This window comes from Aquimarina sp. U1-2, from assembly GCF_017897595.1.
Taxonomy (GTDB): domain Bacteria; phylum Bacteroidota; class Bacteroidia; order Flavobacteriales; family Flavobacteriaceae; genus Aquimarina.
Map to the genome: position 1 here is coordinate 453,737 of NZ_JAGKIK010000001.1, position 14,509 is coordinate 468,245.

Genomic DNA, 14,509 nt, shown 5'->3' on the forward strand with positions numbered 1-14,509 from the left:
TTCAATTTTAAGCTTGATAATCTCTAGCTACAATAAACTTAGTTCGAACAGGAAGTTTTTGTGCCGCAAGACGTAATGCTTCTTTTGCTACGTCTAATGGTACACCTCCTATTTCAAATAATATTCTACCAGGCTTTACAACTGCTGCCCAATATTCTACAGCACCTTTACCTTTACCCATACGTACTTCAAGAGGCTTTTTGGTAATAGGTTTATCTGGGAAAATCTTAATCCACATTGAACCTTCTCTTTTCATATAACGAGTAGCTGCAATACGCGCTGCTTCGATTTGTCTAGCAGTAACAAAACTTGAATCTAATGATTTAATTCCGAAAGTACCATTTGATAAGGTGTGACCTCTTTGAGATAACCCTTTCATGCGTCCTTTTTGTTGTTTACGGAATTTTGTTCTTTTAGGCTGTAACATTGTTAATTTACTTTAAAAAATTACTTTCTACGACGTGACTTATTATTTCCGCCACTTCGTCCACCTCTGTCACCTTTTCCTTGTTTTTTGGATAAACCAACTAAAGGAGAAAGTTCTCTTTTACCATATACTTCGCCTTTCATGATCCATACTTTCACACCCAATCTACCATATGTAGTATGAGCTTCTACCAAAGCATAATCTATGTCAGCTCTAAATGTTGATAAAGGGATACGACCTTCTTTATAGGATTCTGAACGTGCCATTTCAGCACCATTTAGACGCCCAGAGATCTGAATTTTAATACCTTCAGCATTCATTCGAATTGCAGCCGCAATAGCCATCTTGATAGCTCGACGATACGAAATACGACTTTCAATTTGTCTTGCTACACTAGATGCCACTAAGAATGCATCAAGTTCTGGTCTCTTAATCTCAAAAATATTGATCTGAACCTCTTTATCCGTAATTTTTTTAAGCTCTTCTTTCAACTTGTCTACCTCTTGACCACCTTTACCGATGATAATACCAGGTCTGGCAGTAGTGATAGTAACGGTTACAAGTTTAAGCGTGCGCTCAATAATTACTCTAGATACACTTGCTTTTGATAAACGTGCGTGTACATACTTTCTAATCTTATCGTCTTCGGCAAGTTTATCACCGTAGTCATTACCTCCATACCAGTTGGACTCCCATCCTCTAATGATACCCAGGCGATTTCCGATTGGATTTGTCTTCTGTCCCATAGTCTATATTAGCTTTGTGTATTATTTTTTGCTTCGACCACGATCGTAACGTGATTAGAGCGTTTTCTTATTCTGTGTGCTCGACCCTGTGGTGCCGGACGAAGTCTTTTTAACATGCTTCCTCCATCTACACGGATTTCTTTTATAAAAAGATCTGCATCTTCGATACTAGCATCTTCATTTTTCGCTTGCCAGTTTGCAATCGCTGAAAGTAATAGCTTTTCTAAACGACGCGATGCTTCTTTAGGGCTAAATCTAAGAATCTGAAGCGCTTTTTCAACTTTCTCACCTCTAATCAAATCTGCTACTAAACGCATCTTGCGAGGTGACGTAGGGCAGTTATTAAGTTTTGCAAAAGCTAATTGCTTTCTCTCTTCCTTAATTCTTTCTGCCATTTCTCTTTTACGAACTCCCATGACTCAAATTATTTTTTACCTTTATTTTTAGCACCTGCATGTCCTCTAAATGAACGTGTTGGCGAAAATTCTCCTAATTTATGTCCTACCATATTCTCTGTAACATATACCGGTACGAATTGGCGACCATTATGAACTGCAATTGTTTGCCCTACAAAGTCTGGAGTAATCATAGAAGCTCTGGACCAAGTCTTAATCACAGACTTTTTATTGGCTTCTACATTTGCAGCAACTTTTCTCTCTAACTTATAGTGAACGTAAGGTCCTTTTTTTAATGAACGTGCCATATCTTATTATTTCTTTCTACGTTCTACAATATATTTATTACTCGCTTTTGTCTTAGAACGGGTTCTATATCCTTTTGCAGGTAGCCCTTTTCTAGAACGTGGATGCCCTCCTGAAGAACGACCTTCACCACCACCCATTGGATGATCAACAGGGTTCATAGCAACAGGTCTTGTACGAGGACGACGACCTAACCATCTTGTTCTACCAGCTTTACCACCCACGACTAATTGATGATCACTATTCGAGATTGCCCCGATAGTCGCCATACAGTTAACCAGGACCATTCTTACTTCACCCGAGGGTAACTTTACCGTAGCGAATTTTCCATCTCTTGCCATAAGCTGAGCGAATGATCCGGCACTACGAGCCATAACAGCACCTTGACCGGGACGCAATTCTATACATGAAATAATGGTACCTAGCGGAATATCGCTTAGAGGCATTGCATTTCCAATTTCTGGAGCAACGTTACTACCTGATACTATGTTTTGCCCTACCTGTAAACCATTTTGTGCGATTACATAACGTTTTTCACCATCTTGGTAATTTACAAGAGCAATGAATGCAGTTCTATTTGGATCGTATTCGATAGTTGAAACGGTAGCAGGAATTCCTTGCTTATCACGTTTAAAGTCGATGATACGATACCTTCTTTTATGACCACCACCTTTGTAGCGCATAGTCATTTTTCCTTGACTGTTTCTACCACCAGTTCTTTTTTTCGGAGCTAATAAACTTTTCTCCGGCTTATCAGTAGTAATTGCGTCAAATCCATTTACTACTCTAAAACGCTGACCTGGGGTAATTGGCTTTAATTTTCTTACTGACATGTTTTAGTCTTAAAGATTACTATATAAATCAATTACATCACCATCCGCCACCTGTACAATTGCTTTTTTATAAGCAGCTGTTTTACCAGTGATCATACCTGTTTTTGTATAACGGGTTTTTCGATCTGGGCGAACATTTATTGTACGAACTTTGGTAACAGATACGCCATAAGCAGCCTCAACTGCTTTTTTAATCTCTACCTTATTTGCTCTTCTATCTACCACGAAACCATAGCGATTAAATATTTCACTGTCGGCAGTAGCTTTTTCCGTAATAATAGGTTTTATTAAGATACTCATGACTTCTATTTACTTAAATTCGTTTCAATTCCTTTCAAAGAACCTTCCAGAAATATAACATTATTTGCATTAAGTATTTTATAAGTACTTAATTCTGAAGCAGTTATAACTTCGGAACTTTTTAAATTGCGTGACGACAAATATACATTTTTATTTGACTCAGCCAACACAAACAGAGATTTTTTATCTTCAAGCCCTAGTGACTTCAAAATAGCTGTAAAATCTTTAGTTTTTGGAGCATCAAAACTGAAATCTTCAACCACCTGGATTGCCTTATCATTTGCCTTAATACTCAATGCTGATCGTCGAGCTAATCTTTTAAGATTTTTATTTAATTTAAAAGAATAGTTTCGTGGTCTAGGACCAAATATTCTACCTCCTCCTTTAAAAACAGGAGACTTGATACTACCTGCTCTGGCGGTACCTGTTCCTTTTTGTTTTTTTATCTTTCTGGTACTACCGGCTATCTCTGCTCTTTCCTTTGCTTTATGAGTTCCCTGACGTTGATTAGCCAAGTATTGTTTCACATCAAGGTAGACCGCATGATTATTCGGTTCTATACCAAAAACAGCATCAGAAAGGTCTGCCTTTCTTCCTGTTTCTTTTCCGTTAATATCAATTACCGCTACTTTCATTACTTCTGAATCGTTACATAAGCGTTTTTATGTCCAGGAACACACCCTTTCACCACAAGTAGATTCTTTTCAGGAACTACCTTTAACACTCTTAAGTTTTGAACTTTAATTTGATCTCCTCCCATTCGTCCGGCCATTTTCATTCCTTTGAATACTCTTGCAGGATAAGAAGCAGCACCTATAGAACCCGGAGCTCTTAAACGGTTATGCTGACCATGCGTTGCTTGACCAACACCACCAAAATTGTGTCTTTTAACAACACCTTGGAAACCTTTTCCTTTAGAGGTTGCCGAGACATCGACAAATTCACCTTCTATAAAATGCTCAACAGTTACTGTATCACCTAATTTGTACTCCTCCTCAAAACCTTTGAATTCGACAACTTTACGTTTAGCAACAGTACCTGCTTTTTTAAAGTGACCTAAAGCCGCTTTTGTAGCATTTTTGTCTGCTTTGTCATCGAAACCAAGTTGAATAGCTTCATAACCATCAACTTCTTCGGTTCTGACTTGGGTAACCACACATGGCCCAGCTTCGATTACCGTACATGGAATATTTTTTCCATTCTCATCGAAAATGCTGGTCATGCCGATCTTTTTTCCTATTAACCCAGACATATTATAATTAAGAATTACGAATTCAGAATTTAGAATTTTAACATTCTTCATTCTTCCTTCTATTATTAAACAATTAGTTCTATTTCAAATTAAAACGGGATCAAAATATATTCGATCCCGAATCCTATTTTGTTTCCGTTTTTCCCTTGCACGCAGCTCGGGACATTTTCATCCTGAATTTGTTTCAGGATCTCATTTTCTTTAGATCCCAGCCTGTGCCAGGATATGATACTTCTAATCTTTCAATTCGCTTCGCTTTTGAAAGCTAAGAATTATCACACCTTAATCTCTACTTCAACTCCGCTTGGCAACTCAAGTTTCATTAATGCATCGATGGTTTTTGATGAAGAGCTATAAATATCTAAAAGCCTTTTATAAGAACTTAGTTGAAATTGCTCTCTTGATTTTTTATTTACGTGCGGAGATCTTAGCACTGTAAAAATTTTCTTATGTGTTGGAAGAGGAATCGGCCCTGTTACTACAGCTCCGGTACTCTTTACGGTCTTAACGATCTTTTCTGCAGACTTATCTACTAAGTTATGATCGTAAGATTTTAGTTTTATTCTAATTTTTTGACTCATTGCTGTAATATTTACGCGTTAACTCCTTTTGCTGCTGCAATAACTTCTTCTGAAATATTAGAAGGAGTTTCAGCATAGTGAGAAAATTCCATTGTCGATGTAGCCCTACCCGAAGATAGTGTTCTTAATGAAGTAACATAACCAAACATTTCTGAAAGAGGAACTAGCGCCTTAACAACTTTTGAACCTGAACGATCACTCATATCGTTAACCTGCCCTCTACGTCTATTTAAGTCACCTACAATATCCCCCATGTTTTCTTCTGGAGTTAATACTTCAAGTTTCATAATAGGCTCCATAATTACAGCTCTTGCCGCTTTTGCAGCAGCCTTATACCCTAATTTTGCAGCCAATTCGAAAGACAATTGATCAGAATCCACATCATGATATGATCCATCGGTAAGCGTAACCTTCATAGCGTCCATTTCATATCCTGCTAATGGTCCGTTTTTCATTGCGACTTTAAATCCTTTCTCTACTGAGGGAACAAATTCTTTTGGAACATTACCCCCTTTGATTTCAGAAACAAATTCGAGCCCTGTTGCACCTTCTTCAGCCGGTTCCATTGTAAATACGATATCTGCGAATTTACCTCGCCCACCAGACTGTTTTTTGTACACTTCTCTGTGCTCTGCACGCGCAGTAATAGCTTCTTTGTACTCTACCTGAGGCTGACCCTGATTCACTTCTACTTTAAATTCACGTTTTAAACGATCCACAATAATATCTAAGTGAAGCTCTCCCATACCAGAAATAATGGTCTGTCCAGAAGCCTCATCTGTTCTTACCGTAAATGTAGGATCTTCTTCTGCCAGTTTAGCCAAAGCCATACCCAACTTATCTACATCAGCTTTTGTTTTTGGCTCTACTGCAATACCAATAACCGGATCAGGAAAATCCATTGATTCTAGAACAATAGGATTTTTTTCGTCAGACAGTGTATCTCCGGTTTTAATATCTTTAAATCCTACTGCAGCACCTATATCACCAGCTTCGATAAATTCGATTGCGTTTTGCTTATTAGAATGCATTTGATAGATACGTGAAATTCGTTCTTTTTTACCAGAACGATTATTTAACACGTATGAACCTGCGTCTAATCTTCCTGAATATGCTCTAAAAAATGCTAAACGACCTACAAATGGATCGGTAGCAATTTTGAAGGCTAATGCCGAGAAAGGTTCTTTTACATCAGGTTTACGTGCAATTTCTTCGTCGGTATTAGGATCTGTACCTACGATAGCATCTTTATCTGTAGGAGAAGGTAAATATCGACATACAGCATCTAATAAAAACTGCACCCCTTTGTTTTTAAATGCAGACCCACATACCATAGGTATAATAGACATATCCATTACTGCAGCTCTAAGTGCGGCATGCACTTCGTCTTCGGTAATAGAATCCTCATCTTCCATATATTTTTCAAGAAGATCTTCATCATATGCAGCAACTTCTTCAATAAGTTTACCTCGAAGCTCTTTAGCTTCTTCTTTAAGATCTTCAGGAATATCTACAACATCAAAAGTAGCCCCTTGTGTCTCGTCGTGCCAAATAATAGCTCGGTTTTTCACAAGATCTACAATTCCTTTAAAATCAGCTTCGTCACCAATATTCAAAACAATAGGAACCGCATTAGAACCTAACATTTCTTTAACCTGATTACATACTGCTAAAAAGTTAGATCCTTGTCGATCCATTTTATTTACAAATCCCATTCTAGGAACTTTGTAATTATCGGCAAGTCTCCAGTTGGTCTCTGATTGAGGCTCTACACCATCAACCGCACTAAATAAGAATACTAATCCGTCAAGCACACGTAATGAACGATTTACTTCTACAGTAAAATCCACGTGACCAGGAGTGTCGATTATGTTAAAATGATATCCTTTGGTTTCAGGTGTTGGCTTGCCATTTTCTGTTGGAAAATTCCATGTACATGTGGTAGCAGCCGAAGTAATGGTAATACCACGTTCTTGCTCTTGCTCCATCCAGTCCATAGTAGCCGCACCGTCGTGCACCTCACCTATTTTATGACTTACACCGGTATAATACAATATACGCTCTGTAGTCGTTGTCTTTCCTGCGTCAATATGCGCAGCAATTCCTATATTTCTAGTATATTTTAAATCTCTAGCCATTTCTGTTATTGATTAAAATCGAAAGTGTGAGAATGCTTTATTAGCTTCAGCCATTTTATGAGTATCTACCCTCTTTTTTACAGCAGCTCCTTCTTCTTTTTCTGCAGCGATAATCTCTGAAGCAAGTTTCTGAGCCATAGATTTCTCATTTCTTTTTCGAGCAAATTGGATCAACCACTTCATAGCAGTTGATATTTTTCGGTCTGGTCGAATAGGATTAGGAATTTGAAAAGTAGCTCCACCTACTCTTCGGCTTCGTACTTCTACGTGAGGCATTACGTTTGACAACGCATCTTTCCACATTTCTAATGCAGTCTTTTCGTCATTTTGTTTTTTTTCATCTACGATATCGATAGCATCGTAGAAGATTCTAAAAGCAGTAGACTTTTTTCCGTCCCACATCATCATATTTACAAAACGAGTAACTAATTGATCGTTAAATCGCGGATCTGGAAGAATTGGTCTTTTTTTAGCCTTTCTTTTTCTCATGTCTTCTTAAAGTTTTTAATTACTTCTTAGGGCGTTTGGCACCATACTTAGATCGTCGTTGTGTTCTACCTTCTACACCAGCGGTGTCTAAAGCTCCACGAACAATGTGATATCTAACTCCTGGTAAATCTTTTACCCTTCCACCTCTAACTAATACTATCGAATGCTCTTGGAGGTTGTGACCTTCGCCACCGATGTAAGCGTTTACTTCTTTACCATTAGTTAACCTAACTCTGGCTACTTTACGCATAGCTGAATTTGGCTTCTTAGGTGTAGTAGTATAAACACGCGTACAAACACCGCGACGTTGCGGGCACGAATCCAAAGCAGCCGATTTACTCTTCTTAGTTATTTTGGCTCTACCTTTTCTTACTAATTGTGAAATTGTTGGCATAATTTGCTTTACACTATTATTAAATTTTAAATATCCCTTCTAAAAGGGCTGCAAAGGTAGAATTTTTTTTCAGTAAATCAAATACTAAGAAATTAATTTTCAAATAGATTTAAATTGTTTGATAATACCAGGGTATTTTTATAAAGATTCAAATACACACAAGTTTAGGGTTACATTGATTGATAAAAATTCAAAATTTGAGAAGCCAGAAGCCGATCAGTCGACTTCGAGAAGATGTCATCCTTACCATATCTAAAATCATATTCTCAGTTTATTTCATCTTATTTTAAGAAAATAACATTACACTATTAAATTATATTAATTTAACACATCTATTAGTTAATAAATGTTAAAATAATCAAAATTATCATGTGATGTTTCATATTTATTATCAATTTTATACTCAACAAATTATATAAACACACAAATCAATGAATGTAACAAGAATGCAAATTCTAATACTATTCCTAGTATTAGTCGTGCAAGTTTCATTTGCACAAGAAAAAACGATCACAGGTAAAATTACTGATGAACAAGGCTCACCGCTTCCTGGTGTAAATGTTGTAACAAAAGGAACAAACTCAGGAACTCAATCTGATTTTGACGGACTTTATAGTTTGCAAGCTTCAGCAGGAAGTGTAATAGTCTTTAGTTACTTAGGATTCGATACTAAAGAGGTAACTATTGGAGACAATACAACTATTGATGTGCAACTTGATGCTTCGACCTCAGAACTCGAGGAAGTTATCGTAACAGCCCAAGGAATAAAACGTGAAAAACAAGCGCTTGGATATGCAGTAGCCGAGGTCAAAGATGAGCAACTAGAGCAACGAGCCGAAGGTGACATTGGTCGTGTTTTGTTTGGCAAAGCATCTGGTGTTAACATTACGCAACAAAATGGTCTATCTGGTTCTGGAACCAATATTGTAATTAGAGGTCTAAGTTCTTTTAGCGGAAGCAATCAACCGCTGTTTATTGTTGATGGTGTTCCTTTTAGCAGTGATACCAACTCGCAAGGGGCAAACGATGGGAATGATCAAAATGACTTTGTAGACGGAAACTCGGGGTCCAGTCGCTTTCTTGATCTTGATCCTAACAGTATCGAAAGCGTGAATGTTTTAAAAGGACTTGCGGCGGCAACCCTGTATGGTACCGCAGGTAGAAATGGTGTCATTTTAATTACTACCAAAAACGGCTCTTCTGGCAGTGCCATTAAGAAAAATGAGGTCACCATAACTTCTTCTTTCTTTTTTAATGAAATTGCCTCATTACCTGATTATCAAGATCAATACGGTAATGGATTTGATCAGGCTTTTGGTTGGTTCTTTAGTAACTGGGGACCCAGCTTTGAAAGAGATGGGGTTGCCGGATGGGGTAATGGAATAGATGCCCGGCCTAATGTAGGTTTTGATGAAAATGGAACACTAGCACACCCCTACAGCACAGCAGCAGCAGCTACAGGCATCCCTTCAGATTTTCCTGAATTCGCAGGTGCACGCTACGAATGGAGACCCTATGACAGTGTAGAGAACTTTTTCAGAACCGGGGCTGTGTCTAATACCGCTATTAACTTTAGAGGTACTACACCTGATAATACACTAAGCTACAATGCTAATTATAGTTACCTTGAAGATGAGGGGTTCACCCCGGGAAACACATTAAGAAGAAATACGCTTGGGTTTGGTGGACGAGCTGTACTTTCAAATAAAATTACCATCTCAAATACGCTAAACTATTCAAAAACAGATTTTAGGACTCCGCCTGTTTCAGCAAGTAATGGTAATGGAGCATTCGGAACAGGATCTTCTGTATTTGGAGAACTGTTTTTCACACCAAGAAGTGTCGACCTGTTAGGGCTACCTTTTCAAAGTCCGGTTGATGGTCGAAGCGTTTATTACAGACAGAATAATAGCATTCAGCATCCATTATGGACAGTTGCTAATGCATTAAATAGACAAACTACAAATCGAGTTTTTGGAAACGGAACATTACAATATGATTTTTCTGAAAACTTAAACCTGGTGTATCGCTTTGGACTTGATAACTATACTGAAGCTAATATAAATCAGCAAAATCGAGGAGGTGTTAGCGATGATGCTGCACTTCGTAGTGGTATTTATCAAACCTGGACCAACATCAACACCATTTATGACCATAACTTTATACTGAATGGAGATTTTGACCTGACTGATAACATTGGAATGACCTTTAACCTTGGAGCTACGAGCAGAAGAGAACTTTTTGAACGTAATGGAGTAGCTAGTAGTGATCAACAGGTATTCGGCTTTTTTAGACATGTGAATTTTGCTAATCAGGATGAAATCGAATTCAAGCAAGAAAGAAATATCGTTGGTTTATATGGGCAAGCTGATTTCGATTACAAGAGAATGCTATATGTAACCCTAGCTGGAAGAAACGATTGGGTATCCAATTTAAGTACCGAGAATAGGTCTATTTTTTATCCAAGCGCCAGTTTATCTTTTTTACCAACCACGGCTATCCCCGGCTTGAAATCTGAAAATGGAATCAATTATCTTAAGTTTAGAGGGGGATATGGTACTTCTGCCAATTTCCCTAGTGGTTATCCTATTGCAGCTACTTTGGATATAGAAACACAATATTTCCAGGATTCTGATACAGGAAGAGATATAGTAACCAACTCTATCCCTTCGCGACTAGAAAACCCCAATTTAAAACCCGAAAGGCTTAATGAGCTAGAATTTGGTATAGAGTCAAGATTTTTTAGAAATAGAGTAAGTCTCAACGTTTCCTATTACAACAGGACTACTCAAGATCTAATAGTTGACCGTCCGCTAGATCCTTCAACGGGGGCTACTATTAAAAGTGAGAATATAGGAGAAATAGAAAGCGATGGTATCGAAATAGATCTGGGTGTCGATATATTAAAATCACTTGAAAGTGATGGATTCTTTTGGAATACCAGTATCAATTTTACCGCAAATGAAGCGATCGTTAAAGATCTTGGAGCAGATACAGACATTATAGTGTATTCTGGTTTTTCAAACCTTGGTAATGCTGCTATAGAAGGTGAACCATTAGGTGTAATCGTAGGAAGTAGAATCCAGAGAGATGATGAAGGTAATTTTTTAGTTAACGATGCAGGAAATTATAGAGAAGAAGAAGGTACTTTTATCATCGGTGATCCTAATCCTGATTATTTATTAAATGTATCAAATTCGTTTTCATTCAAAAATTTTAACCTCAACTTCCTATTTACTTTTGTGAAAGGAGGCGATATCTATTCTAGAACGGTTTCTACATTACTAGGTCGCGGATTAACAACAGATACGGTAGACAGAGAAAATACATTTATCCTACCTGGAGTTCGCGATGACGGATCGCCTAATAACATACAAATTAATAACTCAACCTTCTATTTTACAAATGTACTGTTCGGACCCGATGAATTAGGAGTTTTTGATGGTACGGTATTAAGACTACAAGAACTTTCTTTGGGCTATAGTTTGCCTGCAAAATTTTTAGACAACACCCCTTTTGGAGCACTTAGCTTAAATCTTACCGGATACAATCTATGGTTTAACGCTTTTAATATTCCCGATGGAACAAATTTTGACCCCAACGTAACCGGAACCGGTGTAGGTAATGGTAGAGGATTCGATTTTCTTAACGGACCAAGTTCAAGAAGATATGGTATGAGTATTAAAGCATCTTTCTAAAAAAAATTAATCATGACGACAATGAAATTGAATATAAATAAACATCTTTTGACGTTTATCCTAATGATAAGCTTGCTTCTTACTTCTTGCGAGACTACAGAGTTGGACCTTACTAAAAACCCTAATGATTTAGAACAAAACCAGTCGAATCCTGATCTGTTTTTAAATTCGATCCAGATAGATTTTGGTAAAGTTGTAGAGCGTTTTGGTGCCATCGGAGGACAAGTTACTCGTATTGACAATATGAATGGAAGGGATTATGAAAATGTATATGCTCCCGCAGAATTTAATGACGTATGGAGTGGATCCTATCAGTCCACAGGACTTTCTTTTGCCGATCAAAACGGTCATAACCAAACATTTAATGGGATTTTAGCCGATGTTCGAGCGCTTGAACCTATTGCCGTAGAGAATGAGTTATATCAACATCTGGCCATAGCACAAGTTATCGAAGCCTACATTATCGTAACACTTGTAGATTTTTTTGGAGATATTCCTTATACTGAAGCTCTTCAGCGAAATGATAATTTAAATCCTAGAGCCGATGACGGATCAATAGTATACGATGCTGCTTTAGATTTACTTGATGAGGCCATTATAAATTTTGAAAGAGATGCCTCAGCCCAACCCGAGAATGATTTTTATTATAGAAAAGATTGGCAAAAATGGATTAAACTTGCAAATACAATTAAAATGAAAATTTATTTGCAAAAAAGATTAGTAGATCAAGAAGCATTAACGAGATTCAATGAAATCGTTAACACCAATAATTACATCCAGACTTCAGATGAAGATTTCCAGTTTTCCTGGGGTACTAATGAAATTCAGCCAGACAATCGTCACCCAAGGTATGCCAATAACTTTGAAGCCGATGGCGCAGATGAATATATGTCGAATTGGTTGATGAATTTAATGTCTACCTCTAATGATCCTAGAATTCGATACTATTATTATAGACAAACTAACGTTGTTCCCGGGGCTGAAACTGCACCGAATGAAGAAACATTAAGTTGTTCTCTCGAAAGTGCTCCACAACATTATATCGACGGTAATTTTACTTTCTGTTACTTAAATAATGGATACTGGGGTCGTGATCATGGAGATGATGATGGAATCCCACCAGATGGTTTTCTTCGAACTACCTTTGGAGTCTATCCCGCCGCTGGTCGTTTTGATGATAGCAGCTTTCAAGGAACCTCTCAAGGAGATGGAGGTCAAGGACAAGGCATTACTCCTATCCTATTATCATCGTGGGTTGATTTCATGTTGGCAGAAGTAGCAATGCAACAAATGAACGATGGAGCCGCATTAAGTGCTTTACAAAACGGAATTACAAAATCAATTAATAAGGTAAGAACGTTTGGAGTGCTCGATAATAGCGCAAACCTATCCTTTGAACCAGACAATACACAGATTTCTACTTTTATAAACAATGTAACCAATGATTTTGCGGCAGCAACCACACCAGAAGAGAAATGGAATGTTATTGCCGAGCAATACTGGGTTGCACTTTTCGGAAATGGAATTGATGCTTATAACTTTTATAGAAGAACGGGGTATCCAACGACCTTACAACCCAATATAGAACCTTATCCTGCTACCGGGGATTTTATAAGATCCTTCCCTTATCCGGCAGATTTAACAACAAATAATTCTTCTGTTGGTCCAAAACCTAACCAAACACAAAAAGTATTTTGGGATAACAATCCCGATTCACCAGCTTTTCCCATAGCCAATTAATTTTACTATGGAAAGATAAAGACATTGAAGTTTTAAAAGACACGATTATGAAAAAAATGATTAAAAGCTTAAACCTGATCATACTTATCGGTTGCATAGTAAGCTGCTCTAGTGATGATAAAACAGTAGATATCATATTAGACCAAGTTACTAGCGGTGGTGTTTTAAGAACCATAGACATCGATAATAATATGATATACAATAACCTCACCACACAATTTGAAGAGGATGCCAATTACATACTTACCATAGAAGAGCAGGATAAAGAAGGCGGTGAGTTACTTAAAGAAGTTGATATTTTTGTTAGTTTTATAGACAACACCAGAGTCGACACGAATGGTGATAACAAAATAGATGAAAATGATGTTAATCTTACCACCGAAGAAGCATTATTTAAAACATTGACACCATCAGATTTTCAACCTGGCGAAAGAGGTGTTCCTATATCCATCATAACGTTTACCGCGGAAGAACTGATCGCATTTACTGAAGTTGCCGAAGGTAGTATCCAAGGAAAAGATGATTTTAAACTTAGATTTGCACTCGAATTAACAGATGGAAGAACATTTTCTGTAGATGATGCCAACGGTAATGTGTCTGGGGGGTCATATTTTTCTTCGCCATACACCTATCGAACGACTATAGGCTGTACCATTACCGAAACGCTGGCAGGAACTTATGATTACGAGGTTATTTCATTAACATCGGCTCCCGGAGGGCTAAGCAATTGTAGCGAAACTACTTTTCCTACTGGACAAGTAACTTGGTCTGAAACTGATGACAGGGGCAAATACAAAACTACTGATATAAGCTTTGGACAATTTAACAACTGTTACACTGAGACTTTTGAAAGAATAGATTTTTCTGACGGTAGTGTAGTTTGGGATTGTACAAAATTAATCGCTGATGGTGAAATTGTTGCTGAACAAGACAACGGTGATGAAAAAGAATTTACTTATGTCTATACAATTACAGAAATATCAGAAGCAAATATCACCTTAGATTTCAGTAATTCTGAAGGAGACAGAGGGACAGTAGTGCTTACAAGACCAGATAATAAAATTTGGCCTGAACTTTTTGAAGCACAAGAAGATTAAACCCGGTTTATGCATTAGAATTTCGTTATGAGGTTTGAAAATGCACGACAAAGCACTGTTTTGGGCGAGATGTAGCGTTGGAAGAGTGTTTTCTAAGTTTCAGCATAGCATCG

15 protein-coding genes are annotated in these 14,509 nt (G+C 37.5%); 3 read left to right on the forward strand and 12 right to left on the reverse strand.

The window, feature by feature from the left end:
* Window positions 1-7 precede the first annotated feature (7 nt).
* The 12 genes from rplP to rpsL all read right to left on the reverse strand — a co-directional run bounded on the left by rplP (window position 8) and on the right by rpsL (window position 7,861).
* On the reverse strand, window positions 8-427 hold the full coding sequence (rplP, locus tag J8281_RS01965; protein WP_210195897.1) for a 50S ribosomal protein L16: 420 nt from the start codon (window positions 425-427) through the stop codon (window positions 8-10).
* Between the two features lie 20 nt (window positions 428-447).
* A complete protein-coding gene (gene rpsC, locus J8281_RS01970) occupies window positions 448-1,173 on the reverse strand; it encodes a 30S ribosomal protein S3 (protein WP_210195898.1) in 726 nt (241 codons plus the stop codon).
* An 8-nt stretch (window positions 1,174-1,181) separates the two neighbouring features.
* Window positions 1,182-1,589: a 50S ribosomal protein L22 gene (gene rplV / locus J8281_RS01975; RefSeq protein WP_210195899.1), complete on the reverse strand. Its 408-nt coding sequence runs from the start codon at window positions 1,587-1,589 to the stop codon at window positions 1,182-1,184.
* 8 nt (window positions 1,590-1,597) lie between these two features.
* Entirely contained in the window at window positions 1,598-1,876 is a 279-nt protein-coding gene (gene rpsS, locus J8281_RS01980) for a 30S ribosomal protein S19 (protein WP_210195900.1), read from the reverse strand.
* A gap of 6 nt (window positions 1,877-1,882) precedes the next feature.
* A complete protein-coding gene (gene rplB, locus J8281_RS01985; protein WP_210195901.1) occupies window positions 1,883-2,707 on the reverse strand; it encodes a 50S ribosomal protein L2 in 825 nt (274 codons plus the stop codon).
* Between the two features lie 9 nt (window positions 2,708-2,716).
* A complete protein-coding gene (gene rplW / locus J8281_RS01990) occupies window positions 2,717-3,007 on the reverse strand; it encodes a 50S ribosomal protein L23 (protein ID WP_210195902.1) in 291 nt (96 codons plus the stop codon).
* Window positions 3,008-3,012: 5 nt separating this feature from the next.
* Window positions 3,013-3,642, reverse strand: a complete 630-nt coding sequence (gene rplD, locus J8281_RS01995) for a 50S ribosomal protein L4 (RefSeq protein ID WP_210195903.1) — start codon at window positions 3,640-3,642, stop codon at window positions 3,013-3,015.
* On the reverse strand, window positions 3,642-4,259 hold the full coding sequence (gene rplC, locus J8281_RS02000) for a 50S ribosomal protein L3 (protein WP_210196076.1): 618 nt from the start codon (window positions 4,257-4,259) through the stop codon (window positions 3,642-3,644). The genes rplD and rplC overlap by 1 nt, the downstream gene beginning before the upstream one ends.
* A 275-nt stretch (window positions 4,260-4,534) precedes the next feature.
* Window positions 4,535-4,840, reverse strand: coding sequence for a 30S ribosomal protein S10 (gene rpsJ / locus J8281_RS02005; RefSeq protein ID WP_010181931.1), 306 nt, complete (start codon window positions 4,838-4,840; stop codon window positions 4,535-4,537).
* An 11-nt stretch (window positions 4,841-4,851) separates the two neighbouring features.
* On the reverse strand, window positions 4,852-6,978 hold the full coding sequence (fusA, locus tag J8281_RS02010; protein WP_210195904.1) for an elongation factor G: 2,127 nt from the start codon (window positions 6,976-6,978) through the stop codon (window positions 4,852-4,854).
* 12 nt (window positions 6,979-6,990) lie between these two features.
* The gene (gene rpsG, locus J8281_RS02015; RefSeq protein WP_210195905.1) at window positions 6,991-7,467 is read right to left on the reverse strand and encodes a 30S ribosomal protein S7; all 477 of its coding nucleotides are present in this window, start codon (window positions 7,465-7,467) and stop codon (window positions 6,991-6,993) included.
* 19 nt (window positions 7,468-7,486) lie between these two features.
* Complete coding sequence (gene rpsL, locus J8281_RS02020) at window positions 7,487-7,861, reverse strand: 30S ribosomal protein S12 (protein WP_024770883.1); 375 nt, start codon at window positions 7,859-7,861, stop codon at window positions 7,487-7,489.
* Between the two features lie 431 nt (window positions 7,862-8,292).
* Between rpsL and J8281_RS02025 the strand changes: the two genes are divergently transcribed.
* From J8281_RS02025 to J8281_RS02035, 3 genes are read left to right on the forward strand one after another with little or no spacing between them, the layout of a single operon-like run.
* The gene (locus tag J8281_RS02025; RefSeq protein ID WP_210195906.1) at window positions 8,293-11,559 is read left to right on the forward strand and encodes a SusC/RagA family TonB-linked outer membrane protein; all 3,267 of its coding nucleotides are present in this window, start codon (window positions 8,293-8,295) and stop codon (window positions 11,557-11,559) included.
* A 21-nt stretch (window positions 11,560-11,580) separates the two neighbouring features.
* Window positions 11,581-13,299, forward strand: a complete 1,719-nt coding sequence (locus J8281_RS02030) for a SusD/RagB family nutrient-binding outer membrane lipoprotein (RefSeq protein WP_210195907.1) — start codon at window positions 11,581-11,583, stop codon at window positions 13,297-13,299.
* Window positions 13,300-13,346: 47 nt separating this feature from the next.
* Window positions 13,347-14,396 (forward strand): hypothetical protein, encoded by a 1,050-nt coding sequence (locus J8281_RS02035; protein WP_210195908.1) that lies wholly within the window; start codon window positions 13,347-13,349, stop codon window positions 14,394-14,396.
* Window positions 14,397-14,509 lie beyond the last annotated feature (113 nt).

Coding starts and splice junctions, on each gene's coding strand:
- rplW (WP_210195902.1), bottom strand. CDS start 3,007: ATGAGTATCTTAATAAAACCTATTATTACGGAAAAAGCTACTGCCGAC.
- rplB (WP_210195901.1), bottom strand. CDS start 2,707: ATGTCAGTAAGAAAATTAAAGCCAATTACCCCAGGTCAGCGTTTTAGA.
- rplV (WP_210195899.1), bottom strand. CDS start 1,589: ATGGGAGTTCGTAAAAGAGAAATGGCAGAAAGAATTAAGGAAGAGAGA.
- rpsL (WP_024770883.1), bottom strand. CDS start 7,861: ATGCCAACAATTTCACAATTAGTAAGAAAAGGTAGAGCCAAAATAACT.
- J8281_RS02025 (WP_210195906.1), top strand. CDS start 8,293: ATGAATGTAACAAGAATGCAAATTCTAATACTATTCCTAGTATTAGTC.
- rplP (WP_210195897.1), bottom strand. CDS start 427: ATGTTACAGCCTAAAAGAACAAAATTCCGTAAACAACAAAAAGGACGC.
- fusA (WP_210195904.1), bottom strand. CDS start 6,978: ATGGCTAGAGATTTAAAATATACTAGAAATATAGGAATTGCTGCGCAT.
- rplD (WP_210195903.1), bottom strand. CDS start 3,642: ATGAAAGTAGCGGTAATTGATATTAACGGAAAAGAAACAGGAAGAAAG.
- rpsG (WP_210195905.1), bottom strand. CDS start 7,467: ATGAGAAAAAGAAAGGCTAAAAAAAGACCAATTCTTCCAGATCCGCGA.
- J8281_RS02035 (WP_210195908.1), top strand. CDS start 13,347: ATGAAAAAAATGATTAAAAGCTTAAACCTGATCATACTTATCGGTTGC.
- rpsS (WP_210195900.1), bottom strand. CDS start 1,876: ATGGCACGTTCATTAAAAAAAGGACCTTACGTTCACTATAAGTTAGAG.
- rpsC (WP_210195898.1), bottom strand. CDS start 1,173: ATGGGACAGAAGACAAATCCAATCGGAAATCGCCTGGGTATCATTAGA.
- J8281_RS02030 (WP_210195907.1), top strand. CDS start 11,581: ATGAAATTGAATATAAATAAACATCTTTTGACGTTTATCCTAATGATA.
- rpsJ (WP_010181931.1), bottom strand. CDS start 4,840: ATGAGTCAAAAAATTAGAATAAAACTAAAATCTTACGATCATAACTTA.
- rplC (WP_210196076.1), bottom strand. CDS start 4,259: ATGTCTGGGTTAATAGGAAAAAAGATCGGCATGACCAGCATTTTCGAT.